At 63.6% G+C, this 18,564-nt stretch carries 18 protein-coding genes and 1 tRNA gene; 8 read left to right on the top strand and 11 right to left on the bottom strand.

Features of this window, described 5'->3' with window-relative positions:
* Positions 1-16: 16 nt before the first annotated feature.
* Positions 17-92, bottom strand: a tRNA-Ile gene (locus tag AB7F10_RS19250).
* 90 nt (positions 93-182) lie between these two features.
* On the bottom strand, positions 183-1,148 hold the full coding sequence (locus AB7F10_RS19245; RefSeq protein ID WP_428563589.1) for an amidohydrolase family protein: 966 nt from the start codon (positions 1,146-1,148) through the stop codon (positions 183-185).
* A gap of 169 nt (positions 1,149-1,317) precedes the next feature.
* Between AB7F10_RS19245 and AB7F10_RS19240 the strand changes: the two genes are divergently transcribed.
* Positions 1,318-2,049, top strand: a complete 732-nt coding sequence (locus tag AB7F10_RS19240) for a hypothetical protein (RefSeq protein WP_428563591.1) — start codon at positions 1,318-1,320, stop codon at positions 2,047-2,049.
* Here AB7F10_RS19240 and AB7F10_RS19235 read toward each other — a convergent pair.
* Complete coding sequence (locus tag AB7F10_RS19235) at positions 2,043-2,624, bottom strand: transglycosylase SLT domain-containing protein (protein ID WP_428563593.1); 582 nt, start codon at positions 2,622-2,624, stop codon at positions 2,043-2,045. The two genes, AB7F10_RS19240 and AB7F10_RS19235, sit on opposite strands and share 7 nt — an antisense overlap.
* 165 nt (positions 2,625-2,789) lie before the next feature.
* On the opposite strand from AB7F10_RS19235, the gene AB7F10_RS19230 reads away from it, so the two are divergent.
* Together AB7F10_RS19230 and AB7F10_RS19225 are read left to right on the top strand one after the other, a co-directional pair.
* Entirely contained in the window at positions 2,790-4,085 is a 1,296-nt protein-coding gene (locus tag AB7F10_RS19230; protein ID WP_428563595.1) for an MFS transporter, read from the top strand.
* 76 nt (positions 4,086-4,161) lie between these two features.
* Positions 4,162-4,458: a DUF1330 domain-containing protein gene (locus AB7F10_RS19225; RefSeq protein WP_428563597.1), complete on the top strand. Its 297-nt coding sequence runs from the start codon at positions 4,162-4,164 to the stop codon at positions 4,456-4,458.
* A 10-nt stretch (positions 4,459-4,468) separates the two neighbouring features.
* Here the strand turns inward: AB7F10_RS19225 and AB7F10_RS19220 are convergent, their stop codons facing one another.
* The gene (locus AB7F10_RS19220) at positions 4,469-4,618 is read right to left on the bottom strand and encodes a hypothetical protein (protein WP_428563599.1); all 150 of its coding nucleotides are present in this window, start codon (positions 4,616-4,618) and stop codon (positions 4,469-4,471) included.
* Positions 4,619-4,735: 117 nt separating this feature from the next.
* Entirely contained in the window at positions 4,736-4,948 is a 213-nt protein-coding gene (locus AB7F10_RS19215; protein WP_428563601.1) for a hypothetical protein, read from the bottom strand.
* Between the two features lie 412 nt (positions 4,949-5,360).
* Here AB7F10_RS19215 and AB7F10_RS19210 point away from each other — a divergent pair, with 412 nt between their 5' ends.
* Positions 5,361-6,314, top strand: a complete 954-nt coding sequence (locus tag AB7F10_RS19210; RefSeq protein ID WP_428563603.1) for an OmpA family protein — start codon at positions 5,361-5,363, stop codon at positions 6,312-6,314.
* 3 nt (positions 6,315-6,317) lie between these two features.
* Here AB7F10_RS19210 and AB7F10_RS19205 read toward each other — a convergent pair whose 3' ends face one another.
* Positions 6,318-7,004, bottom strand: a complete 687-nt coding sequence (locus tag AB7F10_RS19205; RefSeq protein WP_428563605.1) for a nitroreductase family protein — start codon at positions 7,002-7,004, stop codon at positions 6,318-6,320.
* Positions 7,005-7,015: 11 nt separating this feature from the next.
* Entirely contained in the window at positions 7,016-7,402 is a 387-nt protein-coding gene (locus AB7F10_RS19200) for an acyl-CoA thioesterase (RefSeq protein ID WP_428563607.1), read from the bottom strand.
* Positions 7,403-7,497: 95 nt separating this feature from the next.
* Here AB7F10_RS19200 and AB7F10_RS19195 point away from each other — a divergent pair, with 95 nt between their 5' ends.
* Positions 7,498-8,124, top strand: coding sequence for a hypothetical protein (locus AB7F10_RS19195; RefSeq protein WP_428563609.1), 627 nt, complete (start codon positions 7,498-7,500; stop codon positions 8,122-8,124).
* Between the two features lie 35 nt (positions 8,125-8,159).
* Here AB7F10_RS19195 and AB7F10_RS19190 read toward each other — a convergent pair whose 3' ends face one another.
* A complete protein-coding gene (locus tag AB7F10_RS19190; RefSeq protein WP_428563611.1) occupies positions 8,160-9,023 on the bottom strand; it encodes a DUF4344 domain-containing metallopeptidase in 864 nt (287 codons plus the stop codon).
* 146 nt (positions 9,024-9,169) lie between these two features.
* On the opposite strand from AB7F10_RS19190, the gene AB7F10_RS19185 reads away from it, so the two are divergent.
* The 3 genes from AB7F10_RS19185 to AB7F10_RS19175 all read left to right on the top strand — a co-directional run bounded on the left by AB7F10_RS19185 (position 9,170) and on the right by AB7F10_RS19175 (position 13,126).
* The gene (locus AB7F10_RS19185; protein ID WP_428563613.1) at positions 9,170-9,445 is read left to right on the top strand and encodes a hypothetical protein; all 276 of its coding nucleotides are present in this window, start codon (positions 9,170-9,172) and stop codon (positions 9,443-9,445) included.
* Positions 9,446-10,466: 1,021 nt separating this feature from the next.
* Entirely contained in the window at positions 10,467-11,270 is an 804-nt protein-coding gene (locus tag AB7F10_RS19180; protein WP_428563615.1) for a hypothetical protein, read from the top strand.
* Positions 11,267-13,126: a hypothetical protein gene (locus AB7F10_RS19175; RefSeq protein ID WP_428563617.1), complete on the top strand. Its 1,860-nt coding sequence runs from the start codon at positions 11,267-11,269 to the stop codon at positions 13,124-13,126. The genes AB7F10_RS19180 and AB7F10_RS19175 overlap by 4 nt, the downstream gene beginning before the upstream one ends.
* 119 nt (positions 13,127-13,245) lie before the next feature.
* On the opposite strand, the gene rpoD is transcribed toward AB7F10_RS19175, so the two are convergent.
* The 3 genes from rpoD to AB7F10_RS19160 form a co-directional block, all read right to left on the bottom strand.
* Complete coding sequence (gene rpoD, locus AB7F10_RS19170) at positions 13,246-15,480, bottom strand: RNA polymerase sigma factor RpoD (RefSeq protein WP_428563810.1); 2,235 nt, start codon at positions 15,478-15,480, stop codon at positions 13,246-13,248.
* A 480-nt stretch (positions 15,481-15,960) separates the two neighbouring features.
* A complete protein-coding gene (gene dnaG, locus AB7F10_RS19165) occupies positions 15,961-17,931 on the bottom strand; it encodes a DNA primase (protein ID WP_428563619.1) in 1,971 nt (656 codons plus the stop codon).
* 160 nt (positions 17,932-18,091) lie between these two features.
* The gene (locus AB7F10_RS19160) at positions 18,092-18,547 is read right to left on the bottom strand and encodes a GatB/YqeY domain-containing protein (protein ID WP_428563621.1); all 456 of its coding nucleotides are present in this window, start codon (positions 18,545-18,547) and stop codon (positions 18,092-18,094) included.
* Between the last annotated feature and the right edge of the window lie 17 nt (positions 18,548-18,564).

Below are 18,564 nucleotides of genomic sequence, written 5' to 3'. Positions count from 1 at the left end.
AACGCATTGAATTCATTGGTGGGCCCGGGAGGACTCGAACCTCCAACCAGACCGTTATGAGCGGTCGGCTCTAACCATTGAGCTACAGGCCCCGGAGGACTTATAGCGGAGAATCGCGGGAAACCGCCATGCCGGCCGGAGCCGGCCAGGACCGCGCCGGCCGGCGGGAAGCCGGCGTCCGGTCACATCTTCAGAAGCCGCCGGGCATTACCGCTCAATATCTTGATCCTGTCCTCCTCGGACAGCGGCACGCTCTTGATCCAGTCCATCGCCGGCGGGTTCATCACGAACGGCCAGTCGATCGCGAACAGGATGTGGTCGACGCCCATCTCCATCGCGGTACAGAGCAGCGCCGGCGTCGAGAAGAAGCCGCTGGTCGTGACATAGAAATTCTTCGAGAACACGGCGCGGAAGTCGATACTCTTCTGGCCCGGCCGCTTCAGCGCCTCGTCGATGCGCCCCAGCAGAAACGGCAGCGTCTCGCCGAGATGGCCGAGGATCACTTTCAGATTCGGATGCTTGTCGAACACGCCGGACAGCACCAGGCGGATCGCCTGCGTCGCGGTTTCGACCGTGAAGCCCCAGGCCGGGCGGATCACCATCGGGAAGTCTTTGACGTAGTCTTTATAGTAAGCCTCGGTCACCGCCGGATGCGGGAACGCCGGGTGGAAGTAGATCGGCACATCGAGCGCCTCGGCGCGCGCGTAGATCGGCCAATATTTCGGCAGATCGAGAAACTCGCCGTCGGTCATGCCGTGCAACATCGCGCCCTTGAAGCCGAGCTTCGTCACCGCGCGCTCCAGCTCGTCGGCGGCGGCCTGAGGGTTCGCGGTCGGCAGCGCGGCGAAAGCGGCGAAGCGCTTGGGATTGGCAGCGATCTTTTCGGCGAGGCGATCGTTGACCGCGCGGATCGTCGCGGGACCGGTGTCGGCAGGCTGCCGCTGGCCGGATGGCGCGCCGTGCGAGATCACCTGGATGTCGACGCCCACGGCGTCCATCTCCTGCAGCCGGACGCCGCTGAAATCGTATAGCCGCTTCTGAAGCTCGGCATCGGCGTTGAAGCCCGCCGCGCCGACCGTCTTCATCAACTCGGCGTCCCAGTAATGCTCCTCGATCGCGATCACTGGACAGTGCGGCAATGCTGGCATGTGTCCCATCCGGTCCTGTCGGTTGCAGCGCCTGTCCTAGCAATGGCGGCCGTGGCTGTCACGGCGCGGCGCGAGACCGGCCCACGGGACTCGTCATGCGTGTGGCCGGTTGCGCAGGATTCATGGTGGTTGGTTCACGGCGATTCCGCGACTCAGCTATGAGTTGCGCATGCTGCCACTGCTAAGAGTGACGCTGCTGGGTTGTGTGCTGATCGCCACGCTCGGCCTCGCAGCTGGATTCAAGATCGCGCCTGCGCCGGAGCCGAATTTCGCGCGGCTGGACCGGCCGGCACGCGGCGCCTTGATCGATCCCGACCAGCACCCCGAATGGAAGCAGTTCGTGGTGCGCGCCGCCTACCGGCGTGCCGAGGAGCTCGACCGGCTTCGCACCCTGCACGACCAGCAGGTCGCCGTGCCGCCGGCGGCGCCACAAGCCGAACCGGCGCCGGCCGACACAACGCAAACTGCCGGGTTGCCGGCCACCGGCGCCGACGCTCTGCCGGAACCGGACGAGGACGTCACCGGCTCCGTCACCGAACGCGCCATCAACGACGTGATCCCGATCGATATCGGCGAGACATCATCGACCGAACTTCCGGTCGGCCAGCCCCCGGCCACGATCGCCCCCCAACAGCCGAAGCGGCTGCAAATGCCCGACGAGAGTTCGGCATTGCCGGAGGAGAAACCGGACGCGGCGGCCGCGCCGGAGACAAAGGCATCCGACGAAGCCAAAGCGGCGGACGTAAAACCTGCTGCCGCGGCGGCGGCGAAGCCGCGTCGCACGTCGCACCGCAAGCCAAATGCAAAATCGGCCACCAAGCCTGCGCCGGTGGCCGATCAAAATCCGCTGGCCGCGTTGTTCAGCGCTTTCACGCCGAACGACGGCAAGGCGCGTCAGTAATTCTTGTTCTGCCGCTGGAAGTAAGCCGGGTTCGGGCTCTTGTCGGGACCGGCGGCTTTGGTCTCCGGGCCGGCCTTCGCCGAAAGGGTTTCGTTCGCCGAAGCGAGGCTCGCCAGCGCCGTGGTGTCGTTGCCGTCGATCATGCCCTTGCGCTTGGCGGCAAAATAATAGCCCGCCGCATAGTAGCGAACCGCGAGATCGTGATTGCCGTGCGCGACCTTGTAGGCGCCGGCGAGATACTTCACCGCATAGGTCATGTTGGTGTCGGCGTCGAGCAGCCCCTGCGCGCCGCCGCGATAGCCCATCGCGCGGGCGGTGCCGAGACGGATCTGCATCAATCCGTAATTGCCTTTGCTGATGACGCGCGGATTGCCACGGCTCTCGCGATGGATGACGCGGCGAACCAGCAACTCAGGAACGCCGTAAGCCGCCGCGTGTTTCGAAATCAGCGCCTGAATATTGCCATTGGCATCGACGATCTTGTAACGATGCGCATCTTGCGCAAGCGCGGGCGCCGCGAAGGCGACCGGCAGCGCTACGCAGGCGGTAGCGAGACAGGCGGCGAGACGGGTCATGACAACTCCAAAATTTTGTCGGGATTTGCGCCTTGATCGTTTCCAAGTGAGGCCAGAATGTGGCTTGATAAATCGGGTTCCTCGCTGCCGGCATCACAAAATGAGTCTTAGTGTTACCGGTGCTGGTTAATCTGTCCGCGCTGATAATTTCGAGGCCGCAGCCGCGTGGGTTCGAATATCCGTCCGATCTCCTCCCTCCTCCTCGGCGTCGCATTTCTGCTCGCCGGCAACGGCCTGCAATTCACCTTGCTGCCGTTGCGCGCGATCCATGAAGGTTTCAGCGCGCTTGCGCTCGGCTTGATCGGCTCGGCCTATTATGGCGGCTTCGTGGCAGGCTGCCTGCTCGGCCCCTATCTCGTTCTGCGCGCGGGCCACATTCGCGCCTTCTCCGCGATGATCGCGCTCGCGGTCACGGTGTCGCTCGCATATCCGCTGGTCGCTAATGTGCCGGCCTGGACGCTGTTTCGTCTCGTCACCGGCTTCTGCATCGCCGGCTTCTATCTGGTGATCGAAAGCTGGCTCAACGACCGCACCTCGAACGACAACCGCGGCCTCGTGATGTCCACCTACGTCATGGTGAACTTCGGCGCGCTCACCGTGGGGCAAATGCTGGTCTCGGCCTACCCGATCGATCAGGCCGGAAATTTCATGGTCTCGGCGATGCTCGCCTCGCTCGCCATCGTGCCGGTCGCGCTGACGCGCTCGGCGCAGCCCGCCCCGATCACCATCGTGTCGTTCCGCCCGCGCGAGCTTTATCGCGCCGCTCCCGCCGGCCTCGTTGCAAGTTTCGCGATCGGCCTCGCGAACGGCGCATTCTGGTCGCTCGGCCCGGTGTCGGCCGTGGGCGGTGGACTCGCAATCCATCAGGTCGCGCTCTTCATGAGCGCGGCGACGCTTGCCGGCGCCGCGGCGCAGTGGCCGATCGGCCGCCTGTCCGACCGGCTCGACCGCCGCCTGGTTCTGCTGGTCACGCTGATTGCGGCGATGGCGAGCGGGCTTTGCCTGTGGCTTGCGCCGGTCAGCGGCGCAGGTTTCATCGCGCTCGCCATGCTGTTCGGCGCAACTACGCTGCCGGGCTATTCGCTGGCCGCCGCACATGCTTACGACAAGACCGAGTCGAGCGACATGTTGCCGACCGCGGCGACCATCCTGCTCGCCAACGCGCTCGGCGCGGCGATCGGGCCGTTTCTCGCCTCGATGCTGATGACCGCGGAGGGCCCCCGCGCGCTGTTCCTGTTCACGGCCTTCACGCAGGCGCTGCTCGCCGCCTACATCGCCTACCGGAGATCGGTGCAGGCGTCGCTCACCGAACCGGAAAAGACGGACTTCGACCTCGCCGCCACCGCGCCGGTCGGCGCCATCGTGCCGACCGAAACGCTCGATCCCGCGAGCCCCTCGGTCATCGCGCCGGAACCGCCGCCCCTCGATCAGGATCGGGACAGCAACGCCGCTGCGTCCTGAGTGGGACGGCGGCCGAGGGCTGGCTTTTCGGAATCATCCCGTAACCTCCACGCGCCAAGTCATGCGAGGAGCCGCGATGCCCAAGACCTATTGGATTACGACCTACAACGCCGTGAAAAACCCGGACGCGCTGGCGGCCTATGCCAAGCTTGCAGGCCCGGCGATTACGGCGGGCGGCGGGCGCATGCTGGTGCGAGGCATGCCGGCGAAGACTTACGAGGAAGGGCAGAATACCCGGACGGTCGTCATCGAGTTCGAAAGTCTCGACAAGGCGATCGCCTGTCACGATTCGGCGGGCTATCAGGAGGCGCTGCGCGCGCTCGGCACGGGAAATGTCGAGCGCGACATGCGCTTCGTCGAGGGTCTCGAGTAACCCGGCCGGATTACTCGACGAACGGCCAGCGCTTGCGCGCGATGGCGGCCTGGGCCTGGGCCTCGGCGAAAGCTTCGAAGAAGATCTTCACCGCTGCGACGGCGCGAGAGGCGGCGCCGGCGAAAGGTGTGTGGGTCAGGGTTGCGATCAAGGCAGTCATCTTACTCGTTCCTCATGTTCACTGGTTCGGCCCCGCCGGCTCACGAGGCCGGCGCGGTCAGGTTGAATGTGTCGGAGCCGTCCGCCGGGCCGCCTGAGCGATCCGGCTTCGTCCGTCTCAGCCCTTCAGAAAACGCCGCTCGATGTTGCGTTCGACGTCATCGGTGAGCTTGCCGCCGGTCAGCTTCAGGTACTGGGCGATCTCACGATCGGCATGACGCTGGCGCGACTCGATCAACGCGTTCAGGACGCGCACGAAGAAGCTGCGGCGCGGCACGGTGTTCGCGGGGACGGTGGCAGCAGATGAAACAACGCCGGTGATAAACGCCATGGTCTCGATCCTTTCGGGTTCGGCCGACCTTCAGCGTTTCCAGACTTTGTTGTTTTTGTTGTCCGTTACATAAGCGGATTCGCTGCACTGCAACAGAGCCAATCGGACATGATTCCTATGCGTGTCCAGCAAACCTCCCGTCGTTCCGCTGTCATGGCCGTATGCAAATGCTGTGCGATTAACCACCGGACGCCGAATGGTTGGGCATCCAACCTTTTGTCCCGTGCGACGGCGCACTGCTTTCGCCTGCCCCGCGGCGTCGCCGCAAATCCGCCACCGCTCTTAAAGCCCTGTTAACCAGGCAGTTCCCGGTTGCGATAGCGCCGGCTCCGGAGCCATGCATAATGACCGGCTGGGGATGCACGGACCCGGACCTTGGACAAGTCCGCCCGACAACCGAAAGGCTTCCATCGTGATGCGCACGTCACCGCATTCGTCGACGATTCGTTTCGCGCTGTTCTCCTCCCTCGCAGCTTTCTGTCTCATCACCTCGGCGCAGGCCCAGACCCGCGATGTGCGCGGCGCCCGCGACTATCCCGGCATCGGCCGGTTCGCCGGCAGCGTCATCACCGGCTATGAGGCGAAGGACTTCGACGCGGTGAAGCTGCAGGCCGCCCCGTTCAAGGACGGCAAGGCGACCGACGCCCGGCGGCTCGAAGGCCGCGTCACCCGCGTCGCCTACCGCACCGAGCCCGGCCCCTCGATCCTCGAGGTGTCGCGGAACTTCGAGAACCAGCTCGCCAAGGCCGGCTTCCAGACGCTGATCGCCTGCGACACCGACCAATGCGGCGGCATACCCTTTACGGAGGGCGTCGATATCCTGCCGATCCCGGCGATGTGGGTCGACGGCTTCAACTACCGCTACTACGCCGGCGTGAAGAAGGACGCCGCCTCCGAAACCTACGCCGCGGTGCTGGTCAGCAAGAACAACGACAACGTCACCGCGCAGCTCGTCGTCGCCGTGGTCGGCGCGATGGACAACAAGATGGTCGACGCCGCCGCCATGAAGAAGGGCCTCGGCGAGAAAGGCCATATCGCGCTCTATGGCATCTATTTCGACACCGACAAGGCGATCATCAAGCCGGAAAGTAAGCCGACGCTCGACGAGATGGCCAAGCTCCTGAACGGCGAGCCCGGCATGCGCGTCTTCATCGTCGGCCACACCGACAGCCAGGGCTCCTACGAGCACAACATGAGCCTGTCGAAAGCGCGGGCCGACGCCGTTGCCGCAGCGCTCGCCAAGTCCTACAGCATCCAGCGCAACCGGCTTTACACCGCCGGCATCGGCTACCTCGCTCCGGTCGGCTCCAACGCGACCGACGAGGGTCGCGCGCTCAACCGGCGCGTCGAGCTGGTGGTGCCGTAAGAACTACTCAAAGAACGTCGCGATCTCCGACAGCGGCTTCTTTTCGGTGGCGTGGCGCGGAATATGCGCGCCCGCCGCCGGATAGCCGGTGACGACGAGGAGATAGGGCTTCTCGGCAGCCGGCCGGCCGCAGATCTCGTTGAGAAAGCCCATCGGCGCCGGCGTATGAGTGAGCGCAACGAGGCCGGCGCGATGCAGCGCGACCAGCAGAAAACCGGCCGCGATCGAGACCGACTCCGGCACGTAGTAATTCTTGCGCATCACGCCGTCCGCGCTCGAGCTCTTGCGCGCGCCGAACACGCAGATGAGCCACGGCGCGACCTCGAGAAAGCCCTTGTCGGCATCGGTGCCGAGCGGACGCAGCGCCTCGAGCCATTCCGCGCCGGCGCGGCCGGCATAGAAGGTCTGCTCTTCCTCCTCCGCCGCGGCGCGGATACGCGCCCTCATCGCGCGATCGCCGATCACCGAGAAATGCCACGGCTGGTGATTGGCGCCGTTCGGCGCGGTGCCGGCCGCCATCAAACATGTCTCGATCAGCGCGCGCGGCACCGGGCGCGGCGAGAACTCGCGCACCGTGTGGCGCCGCCGGATATCGGCGAGGAACGCCTCGGCCCGCGCCTGCATCTCCTGCGGGGTCAGCTCGGCATAATCCGGCAGCGGGATCGGCTCGAAGTCTTTCGTCACGGCCATCGGCGTTCGACCTAGTTCCGGGGAATCGGACGCGGCTTGCCGTTGTCGTCGATGGCGACGAAGGTGAAGTTCGCGTCCGTCACCTTCTCGTGGATCTCGGTGCGGAAGCGACGCGCCCAGGCCTCGATGTGGATCTTCATCGAGGTGCGGCCGATCGAGGTGACCTCGGTATAGACCTCCAGCACGTCGCCAACCCAGACCGGGCGGATGAAGGTCATCGCCTCAATCGCGATGGTGACGACGCGGCCGCGGGCGCGCTCGACCCCGGCGATGCCGCCGGCCTGGTCCATCCGCGACAGCACCCAGCCGCCGAAGATGTCGCCGTTCGCATTGGTGTCGGCGGGCATGGCGCCGATGCGCACGGTCAAGACGCCGCGCGGCTCGCTGTTCTGGCTCATCGGCAGACCTGTCCCCCGCAACCTTCTTTCCGCATCATAGTATAATGGCGGCGCGACGCCAGAATCGCACCAGGATCGCCCGAGCGAGAGCCCGCATGGACACCGCCGCGCCGACACCGCAGAGCCCGACCGGCGAGACGCCGAGCCGGCATTACGACCTCACTTTGATGATCGGCCAGCCGCGCTTCGTGTTCCGCAACCCGAACCGGGGCGTGACGCTGCAACCCGACGCAGTGCTGTGGACGCAGGACGGGCAGGAGATGCGCGCGCCGCTCAACACCATCCAGGAAGTGCGGATGCAATCCGGAGGCGACTGGCGCAACGCGCTGAACCAGTGCCAGATCACCTTCACCGGCGGGCGCATGCTGACCGTGACCGACGGCACCGCCTATGGCGCGGTCGACGACGCGCAGACGCCGATCTACCGCGGCTTCGTGCGCGACCTGCACCGCTGCCTCGAGCGTGCGAAGCTGACCTCCGCCATCCGCTTTATCGCCGGCTACAGCGAGGGCCGCTACATGGTGGTGCTGGTGTGCGCCATCATCCTCGGCGCGATGGGGGTCGTCGCGCCGCTGGTGCTGCTGGTCATCCTGCGCAAGCTCGAGGTGCTCGGCGTGCTCGCCGCCGGGTGCGCGATGTGCTGGCCGCTGGCCAAAATGGTGATGGCGAACCAGCCGCGCAGCTATAACCCCGCCTATCCGCCAAATGAGCTTCTTGAGTGAATTGATGGAATGAGCGCCGCGGGCATTCGGTGAGGTCATCGCTTCGGGCGGCCTTGCGGCCCGCCCCCTCCCGCCGGACCTCCGACCGAGAGCCAGCGCCGCTCGCGCACTTGCGCAAGCAACACCTGGTCAATATGCGGCTCGATCAGGGTGCGAAAGGCATGATCGAGCTGCCTATATTCGCCCTCGCAGCTTTCGGCGCGTGAAGCCGGCAATCCCCACACCGTCACCGCGTCCGCGAACATGACCGGATCGGAACCGAAGGCGACGCACAGCACGTTAAAATAGCGCTGGCCGGCAAGCCCGTGCTCGTCGGCGTAATGCTTGACCTCGACCGGCTTGCCGAGCACGCCGCGCGCTTCGACGCGGCCGAGATGCACGGTGCCGAGGATCAGCGCGCGGGCGTCCGCACCGCCGGCCTTGAGCTGGATATAGGCGGAGATCAGATCGGCGGCGTCCTCCTCGCGGCCAAGCACGGGAATCTTCAGCAGGTCGATCAGCGCATGCGCCATCTCGTGCAGAAACACGTCGATGGTCGGTCCTATCACCGCGTCGCGCCGGCGCACGCCGTCCTCGTTACGCCCCTGCGGCGCGTTGTCGAGGATGAACTGGAGATATTCGTAGCAGACCTTGACGACGTCATCCTCGTAATAGGCGTTGACGTCGCCGTCGCAGCCTTCGACCTTGAGCCGCACCTCGCGCGGCAGCCGGAACGGCGACAGGAACCGCGCCAACCGCTCCAGCATCTGCATGCGCTGGAGCCGGTCGTGGATGGTCTGGTGCGCGGGATTTTTCGGCGCGGCGAGTTCGGTGCGCACGCGGTCGGTGCGCGGCTCATCGGCAGCACGCGCCGGCGCGACGGCGAGAACAACCAGCAACAGCAGGATCAGAATACGCACGGGATCGGCGGGTCCGATGAGAACGGCGCAAGTCTCGCACGGGCGGGCGATCCTCGAAAGCGGCTGGCCTTTTGCCGGCGAAGGGTGTAGCACGCGGGCCAACAGCCGCCCCGAAGCGGGCCTCCCTTTCAGACAGGACAATCGCGATGGCCAAGAAGCCGGGGACCAACCCCAAGGGCGAATTCGTCTTTTTCGACGTGGTCTATGAAGACGGCTCGCAGCGCTCGAACCGGCGCGTGCCGGCCGAACTGCTCGGCGGGCTGGAGAAGGACGAGCCGGCGCGCGGCTACATCATCGAGCAGGACCGCGAGATCGCGGAGAAATCCGGCCGCCCGCCCCTCGCCATCAAGAGCCTCGCGCGAACCGGCGCCGACAAGAAGGCCGAGCGCAAGGCCGAGAAGAAGAAAGCGATGGCGCGATAGTCTGCATCGCGCGTCGAGCATAGTCCGCGCGCTATGCGAGAAAATGCCGGCGGGTTTTTATTGCGCATATCGGCTTTTGAAACTTGCCCAAATCGGGCAAGCCCGACGTGGGCTCCCGACATGCGCGTGCGCGTCGAGCGCAGTCCGCGCGCTATGCGAGACAATGTCCCGCGCCGCCCCACTCAGCCCTTCTTGTTCGCGCTGGCCTGCGCGGCCTTGTAAGCCGAAACGGTCTTGGGCGCGTTCTTGTCGGCCTTCGGCTTCTTGGTTTCCTTCTTGCTCTTCATCTGACCTTTCGCCATCGCGATTTCTCCCTGCTTTGCTGCGGCCGGCGCGCGGCCTGAGACAGCATTTTAGCAGATCGTATGGCCGGTCAAGATGCCCGCGCGCGGTGTGGGGGAAATGCAGACGCGCGCATTTTAGTTTGCCGCATATCCGGTAAACCGGACATGCGGAGACGCCCGTATTTTGATCCGGCGCCGGGTACGCCGTCGTCCCGTTCCCCTCAGCGTGCCACCCGGAAGAACCGGGGCGCGCGGAGTGCCGGGCGTCAACCACGCCCGAGGCCTCGTGTGGGATATGAGTTCATCCACACGAGCGAAGTCACCACGGACGCGCCGGCACCCGGCACTCCGCGCGCGGTGATGGAAGGCTTTTTCCCTGCGTGCCCCGGCGGGGGAGCGTTGTACCCGCCGCTGCGCCGGCCGACCTGCCGGATGGGGACGCAAGGCTTGCGCCTGCCGCGCGATGCTCCGCGTCTCGAAGCGCCGCACGGCCACCGCATAACGACCCGCGCAATATGAGGCGCGGACCGCGGCCTTTTCGGCTGGCCGCCGGGGCGAACCCCGCGCGGCATCACCGATCAGACCCCCGCCCCGCGTCAGATGACGCTGATCAAACGCCCCCGGTTAGACGGGGCGGGATGAATAGGAATATAGTCTCCTACTTTTGCTTTTTCAAGAAAAAACAGCCGCTTCTTGGTCGGTTGCACGATCGAGGCAAGACACGGAATAATTGGCCTATGGGGCACACTCGCTTAGGCAAGATTCCGACCACGCGACGATGGCGTGATGTCGTTGGAATATTCGCTTCGTCGAAGTCGAGCATTGATGAAGCTTCCGACTCTGGAGAAATCGCGTCACTTGCGGGAGCTACAGTAAAAGCTTCCGCGGCGGCCCTTAAAGAGGGCGTCAAGGACGGTGGACTCTCGTTTATCTTTTTCTTTCTCACCCAAATTGCCCTCGCTGCTCGAACCCCCAATGCTGCCGCTGAGCTAGAGAATCTCGGCCTTCAGCTTTCGTCGGCAAAGACTCACATGGACCTCACTATCGAGGTGCACCGAGTCATCGACGATCATTTCAGGCAAGCAAAAGGAAAGTCTGACGTTGCTGAAATGGCGCAACTCGCAATCGGCGAGACACTAACAGCCTATTTTCGTAGCCAGCCGCGCGATCTATTTTCTGGTGCTCAAGAACAACTCTTAACCGACCTTCGCGATCTCGGAACGCAGAAAAACTTTGGCAGCATCGCACGGTCTTTTTTTTCCAATTTTATGAGTCGGATGCTCGGATTTTATCTGAGTAAATTCATAAAACCGGGCGGCAGACAAAAACTAGTTAACAGCGCAGAAGACCTAACGCGATTCAATGCAGAGCTTCGACAACACGCCTATCAACGCGCTGCAATTGTCCACGAATTTGCAGAAAAGTGGTTTTCTAAAACAGAGTTTGAACAGGGAATTGACCGAAAAAATACCCAGCGTTTCGTTTCATACGCGTGTAAAAAACTTCAAGACGAATTTTTGCACGGAATGGACGGTGAATGAAAAGAACATTCACCTTCCGCTGCAATCTGGAAAAACGAGCTGCCAAAAAGTCAGACGGCAAACTCGCCGAACTATACACGTTTGGACCGAAGCAAAATCTAAACGTCGTTTTCAATGACATTGCCGCAGTCTTCCAGCGGAACCTCACCGACAGAATTGCCGATATTCTGGAAATCGCAGCGTTCGTCTATTCCGCAGACTCTACCGTGCCGCGCGATGGAGGTTGGCTCAAAGGCGCCATTGAACCTTGGTCTCGTTCCTTCAAACTTGAGATCGGCGTTCGCGACCCCAACTTCTGGAATCAGTCGCACGTTAAAGGACTGATCGTCGAAGCACTCAGCTTTCTATCGGACGACCAGTACGAACTTCGATTTTCGAAGCTCAAGGATAGCCGGATTGTTCAGGGCTATTTGGACCTTAAGCCAGCCTCCGAGAGAGATTGGCCGTTTGATAATCCTTCAAGAGTTATATTGTTTTCTGGTGGGCTAGACAGCCTCGGCGGCGCGATTGAATGCGCCTCCAACGGCGAAAAGCTTGTGCTGGTTTGTCACCGATCTATTCCGGTTTTGGATAGTCGACAACAGGAGCTGTTTCTTCGGTTAAAGGAGACGTTTCCAAAAATCCCAATTCTGCGGGTGCCGGTGTGGGTCCACAAGGTCGGCACGGAAGCTCGGGAATACACTCAAAGGACTAGGTCATTCCTATTTTGGGCGCTTGCACTAGCTGTCGGCCAGTCGATTCAAGCTAGCGGCACTTCGTTCTATGAGAACGGCGTCGTTAGCTTGAATCTACCCATCGCTGACCAAGTGCTAAGAGCGCGCGCTTCGCGCACGACTCACCCCGTAACACTTCATATTTTACAGCGGCTAGCAGCTGAAATTGTTGGAAGGCCGTATACTGTCGATAATCCGTATATTGACCTCACTAAAACCGACGTCATTGCCAGAATTAGGAGCTTGGGCGGTGGCGATTTGATCCGGAGCTCCTGCTCCTGCTCAAGAACTAGGAGCGGACGCGCTATCGCGTGGCACTGCGGACGGTGCAGCCAATGTATTGACAGACGCCTCGCGGCACTTGCCGCTGATGCGGCCGACTTAGACCCCGAATCTGACTATGCGACCCCTGTCTTAACTGGCGCGCGAAAGGAGGAGCGTGATCGGATCATGGCCATCAATTATGTTCGACACGCCTTAGAGCTTGCAAAAAGTTCTCCAGAGGAAATCGCAGAGAAGTTTAATACTGAAATTGCACGCGCAGCGCGCGTGTTTTCTCAACCGACAGACGCTAGCCGTCGTCTCATCGAAACGCACCTTCGTCATGGCAAGTCTATCGAACGAGCAATTGCTTCGGCGGTTTCGTCTTCGACATCCGAAATCATGGACGGACGCATCGATTCAACTTCGCTGCTGGGGCTTGTAATTGACCGCCAACATCTAACAGACTCTTGGCAAACATTTGCTGAGCGAATTGGCACCATTCTAGAGAGGGGACTCCCCGCCGCGTGTGCGACGACAAAGCCGGAGAATGAACCTAGGCTTCAAGAAATATGTGACGGCCTACTTAAGGCCGGCAACGAAAACTTAGCACGCGAGTATCCATTTCTCCGTTGGGGATCCCGACTTACCAAGCCGGATTGGAGCGATCCGGCATTGTGGGTCGAACTCAAATATGTGCGGTCGTCGTCCGATGTACGCAAAGTGGGTGAAGACATTGCGGCAGATATCACGAAGTACGGTGACAACGGCCAAAATACACTCTTTGTGGTCTACGATCCTAGTCATCACATAATCGACGAAGACGCCTTCATCACCTCAATCGAGAAGCATCCCGGCAACATCGTCAAAATAATCCGCTAACAAAAAACCCCGGCTTTCGCCGGGGTTTTGCTTTGAAGGCGTGGATGGCCGGGACAAGCCCGGCCATGACTTTTATTGAGATGGATGGATCCCCGCCTTCGCGGGGATGACCCGTTGAGCTAGTTATCCAGGAACGACCGCAATTTGCGGCTCCGGCTCGGATGCTTCAACTTCCGCAGCGCCTTCGCCTCGATCTGGCGGATGCGTTCGCGGGTGACCGAGAACTGCTGGCCGACTTCCTCCAGCGTGTGGTCGGTGTTCATGCCGATGCCGAAGCGCATGCGCAGCACGCGCTCCTCGCGCGGGGTGAGCGACGCGAGCACCCGCGTCGTCGTCTCGCGCAGGTTCGACTGGATCGCGGCGTCGATCGGCAGCACCGCGTTCTTGTCCTCGATGAAGTCGCCGAGGTGTGAGTCTTCCTCGTCGCCGATCGGCGTTTCGAGCGAGAGCGGCTCCTTGGCGATTTTCAGGACCTTGCGGACCTTCTCGAGCGGCATGCCGAGCTTTTCGGCCAGCTCCTCCGGCGTCGGCTCGCGGCCGATCTCGTTGAGCATCTGCCGCGAGGTGCGCACGATCTTGTTGATCGTCTCGATCATGTGCACCGGGATGCGGATGGTGCGCGCCTGGTCGGCGATCGAGCGGGTGATCGCCTGCCGGATCCACCACGTCGCGTAGGTCGAGAACTTGTAGCCGCGGCGGTATTCGAACTTGTCGACCGCCTTCATCAGGCCGATGTTGCCTTCCTGGATGAGATCGAGGAACTGCAGGCCGCGGTTGGTGTATTTCTTGGCGATGGAGATGACGAGGCGCAGGTTCGCCTCCACCATTTCCTTCTTGGCCTGGCGCGCCTCACGCTCGCCCTTCTGCACCATGTGGACGATCTTGCGGAACTCGCCGATCTCCACGCCGGTCTGCCCGGCCAGCTCATGAACCTGGCCGCGGATGTCCTTGATGCGGTCCTTTTCCTTGGCGACGAAACCCTTCCAGCCCTTGGCGGAAAGTTTCGAGACACGATTGAGCCAGCGCGCGTCCAGCTCGTTGCCCATGTAGTGGCGCAGGAAGTCGTCGCGCGCGACGCCGTAGCTCTCGGCGAGGCGCATCAGCCGGCCTTCGTTCGACACCAGCTTCTTGTTGATGTCGTAAAGCTGCTCGACCAGCGAGTCGATGCGGGCCTGGTTGAGCCGCAGCGACTTCAGGTGGGTGACGATCTCTTCCTTGAGCTTCTTGTATTTGCGCTCCTGGTTCGGCGACAGCGAGCCGGAGCCGCTGGAGAGCTGGAACTGGATGTCCTGCTCCTGCAGGCGGCGCAGCTTCTTGAACTCGCTGGCGATGGTGTCGAACGTCTCCATCACCTTCGGCTTCAGCTCGGCCTCGATCGCGGCGAGCGACAGCGAATTCTCCATGTCGTCTTCGTCGTAGTCGGACTCGGCCGCCGACTCGCCCGGATCCTTCGGCTCGCCGTCCTCGTTGTCGGAGGGCTGCGTCGCCGGCGCTGCCTTGTAGGGCGGCGGCGCGGCGGCCGCCGGCTGCGCGGGAGCCGCGGGCGGGACGACGCGCAGCTGCGGGCCGCCATTCGCACCATTGGGAGCAGCGCCGTTCGGCGCGGCGCCGTTCGGCGCGGCGCCGTTCGCGCCATTGGCACCGTCGGCCTGCGGGATCGGCTTGCCGTCCGGCCCGATCTGCGGCGGCGGCTGGTTCTTCGCGTCCGGCCCCGCATAGGTCGCTTCGAGGTCGATGATGTCGCGGAGGAAGACTTTTCCGTTATTGAGTTCGTCGCGCCAGATGATGATGGCCTGGAAGGTGAGCGGGCTTTCGCACAAGCCAGCGATCATCGCCTCGCGGCCGGCCTCGATGCGCTTGGCGATCGCGATTTCGCCCTCGCGCGACAGCAGTTCGACCGAACCCATCTCGCGCAGATACATGCGCACGGGATCGTCGGTGCGTTCGGACGGCTCTTTCTTCTCGGTGGTGGCGAGCGGCTTGGCCGAGGTCTCGACGAGATCGCCGCCCTCCTCCTCGTCGTCCATCTCGTCGGTGGCTTTTTCCTCGCCGTCCTCGTTGTCGGCGTCCTCGTTGTCGATGACGTTGATGCCCATCTCGTTGAGCATCGCCATGATGTCTTCGATCTGCTCCGGAGAGGTGGACTCGGACGGCAGCACGGCGTTGAGCGCATCGAAGGTGACATAGCCGCGCTTCTTGGCGGCCTTGATCATCTTCTTGACGGCGGCATCGGAGAGGTCGAGCAGCGGCAGCGGCGTGTCGGGCGCGCCCTCGCCGTCCTTCTCGCCCGCGTCGTCCTTGCCCGGCGTCTTCGCCTTGGTGGCGACGGCGGCCTTCGCTGCGGCAGCCTTCAGCGGCGCGGGTTTCGCCGCGGGCTTCGCGGCAGCCTTGGCGGCGACCTTGGCCGGCGGGGATTTCGCAGCCGGCTTGCCGGCGGCCTTGGCCGGCGTCTTGTCGGAACTTTTGGCGGCTTTCGCGGGCGCGGACTTGACCGGCGCGGATTTGGCGGCGGTCGCCTTCGAGGCCGCCTTCACCGCGGGCTTTGCCGCCGTGAGCTTGGCCTTCTTTTTCTCTTTGTCCTTGTCCTTCTTGCCCATTCGCTTCTCCTGAAGCCGCCGCGCCGGAGGCGTCCCGCGGCCTTGCTACACCACAAACTGAGTCCATCGCAGACCGCGGATGGACAAAAGGGCCGCGCCTCCACCGGCACAGCCCGAATCAGGCCGACTATCGCTCCGGGCCGCTTAAGCCCCGATTAACCCTGAACCCTGCGGAAACCGGCCAGAATTCCCGCTGTTTCGTCCGCGCTCCCCCGAAAGCCCGCAATTTCCGCCGATTTACAGCGCGCTACCGCCGGACGACCGGCCCGATGACGAACCAAACCCCTCCACGAGGGCTTCAGTTCCATCCATCTTGGATAGCCGCGCCTTCACGTCGCGCAAGCGCAAAAAATTGGCCTCGGTGGCGTCCTGGCCCAGGGCCTGCTCGGCATCCTTCAGCTCCTTAATTAGTGAATGCCACTGGCGATGCAAGCCGACAAGCTGGCCCCAGGTGATGAGAACGTCCTGCGGCCCGGCCCCCGGCCCGGCCCCCCAGACCCCGCCGGTGGTGATCGCCCGCTCGACCCGCTCCATCACCTCGCCCAGCCCCCGCTCGCGTAAGGCAGCGGCCAGCGCCTCCGGCTCATGCGCGTGGTCGTGCGCGGCGAGGTCGATGATCGCGCCCTTGAGCCGCTCGGAGTCCGCGTGGCGGAACTCGAGCGAGGCGAAATCCTCCATGTGGTCGTGCAGCAGCCACGGATGGTTGAGCGCGGCCTGCAGCAGCAGCGCCTCGCGGCGCGGAATGGCGGTGCGGTGGCCGCGATGCAGCGGGCTCGCGGCGAGCTGCTGGCTGACGACGAGATAGGGCGTCGCGCGGTTGCCGGGATTGCGCGAGGGACCGCGCGCATCGGCCCGCCAGTTCCGCTCCCCGCCGCGCTCGCGGCGCGGGCCGCCGAATGCACCGCCCTGCGGCCTGTCATAGCCGCCGCTGCGTTGCGGCGGCACGAAGAACTGCTGCAGCCGCGCGCTGAAATCTTGCCGGTAATATTTGCGCACCGACTCGTCGGCGATCTGGTTCATCATTTCGCCGATGCGCGCTTCGAGCGCGGCGCGGCGCTCCGGCGTCGTGAAATCCTGTCCCTCGGTCTCGCGCACCCACAGCATCTGCGCGAGCGGCTGCGCGGCCTTGACGACCTCCTCGACCGCGGCGCGGCCCGCCGAGCGCAGAAGGTCGTCGGGGTCCTGCCCTTCCGGCAGCAGCGCGAAGGACAATGACTTGCCGGGCTTCAAACGCGGCAGCGCCAGCTCGGCGGCGCGGAACGCGGCGCGCAGGCCGGCCTTGTCGCCGTCGAAACACAGCACAGGCTCGTCGGCCATCTTCCAGAGCAGGCCCAGTTGATCTTCCGTCAAAGCGGTGCCGAGCGGCGCGACGGCGGCGGAGAAACCCGCCGCCACCATCGCGATGACATCGACATAGCCTTCGACGACGACGACCGGCGCGCCATCGTGAGAAGCCTGCCGCGCGGCGGCGATGTTGAACAGCGTGCCGCCCTTGTGGAAGAGCGGCGTCTCCGGCGAGTTCAGATATTTCGCCGGCACGTCCTTCTCGAGCGCGCGGCCGCCGAAGGCGATGACACGGCCGCGAATGTCGGTGATCGGGAAGATGACGCGGTCGCGGAAGCGATCGTAAGGAACCGGAATGTCCTCGCCCGACACCAGCAGGCCGGCCTCGACCATGTCGGGCACCGGGATGCCCTGCTTGCCGAGATGTTCTTTCAGCGCGTGGCGGTCCGCCGGCGCGTAGCCGAGGCGAAACTTCAACTGCGTCGCGGAATCGAGGCCACGGTCGGCGAGATAGCCGCGCGCCTTGGCGCCCGCCCTTGAAGCAAGCGTCGTCTCGAAGAACTTCGCCGCAAGCTCCATCACGTCATGCAGCGTCTTGCGATGCGCGTCGCGCGCCTCGTCCTCGCGCGACACTTTCGGCAGCGGCATGCCGGCCATCTGCGCGAGCCGCTCGACCGCCTCGGGGAAGGTCGTGCCCTCCGTCTGCATCACGAAATCGAAGATGCTGCCGTTCTTGCCCGACGAGAAGTCGAACCACGCCTGCTTCTGGTCGTTGACGAAAAACGACGGCGTCTTTTCCTTGTTGAACGGCGACAGGCCCTTCCACTCGCGCCCGGCGCGCGTCAGCTTCACGCGCTTGCCGACGACTTCCGAAACCGGAAGCCGCGCGCGCAATTCGTCGAGGAACTGGGGCGGGAAACGCATCGCTCCGTGCGGTCTGCTTTGCCTGATGGGGGCCGAATCGTCCCCGATCATAGGCCCGCCGACCCGGCGAAAGGACGACATTCCGGGACAGCAGCCGAATCCCTTGAGGTTGCGAGCCTTTTCCTAGTTATCCACAGGTGCGGGATACCACGCCGGCGGATCAGCCACCGAGCTTGCCCTTCACCGCCGCGCTCGCCTTGGCCATGTCCATCTGCCCGGCATATTTGCCGCGCAGGACGCCGATCACCTTGCCCATGTCTTTCACGGCAGCGGCGCCGGTTTCCTTGATGGCGGCGTCGATCGCGGCGCCCATCTCGGCCTCGCTCATCTGCTTCGGCAGGTAGGCCGAGCAGATCGCGATCTCTTCTTCTTCCTGCTTCACCAGATCGTCGCGGCCGCCTTTCTTGTAAAGCTCGACCGACTCCTGGCGCTGCTTGATCATCTTCTGCAAGAGCGCCAGCACGGCGGCGTCATCCAGCGGCGGCTTGCCATTGCCGCGCGCCTCGATGTCGGCGTTCTTCAGCGACGAGTTGATCATGCGAAGCGTGGAGACTTTCAGCTCCTGCTTCGCCTTCATCGCTTCGGTCAGAGCCTTGTTGATGTCGTCGCGCAGCATGTCACGTCCTGTCTGTT

Source organism: Pseudolabrys sp. (assembly GCF_050250095.1).
Taxonomy (GTDB): Bacteria; Pseudomonadota; Alphaproteobacteria; order Rhizobiales; family Xanthobacteraceae; genus Pseudolabrys.
Note: the sequence above shows the minus strand (reverse complement) of the source record. Positions and strands in the feature narration are given on the sequence as shown.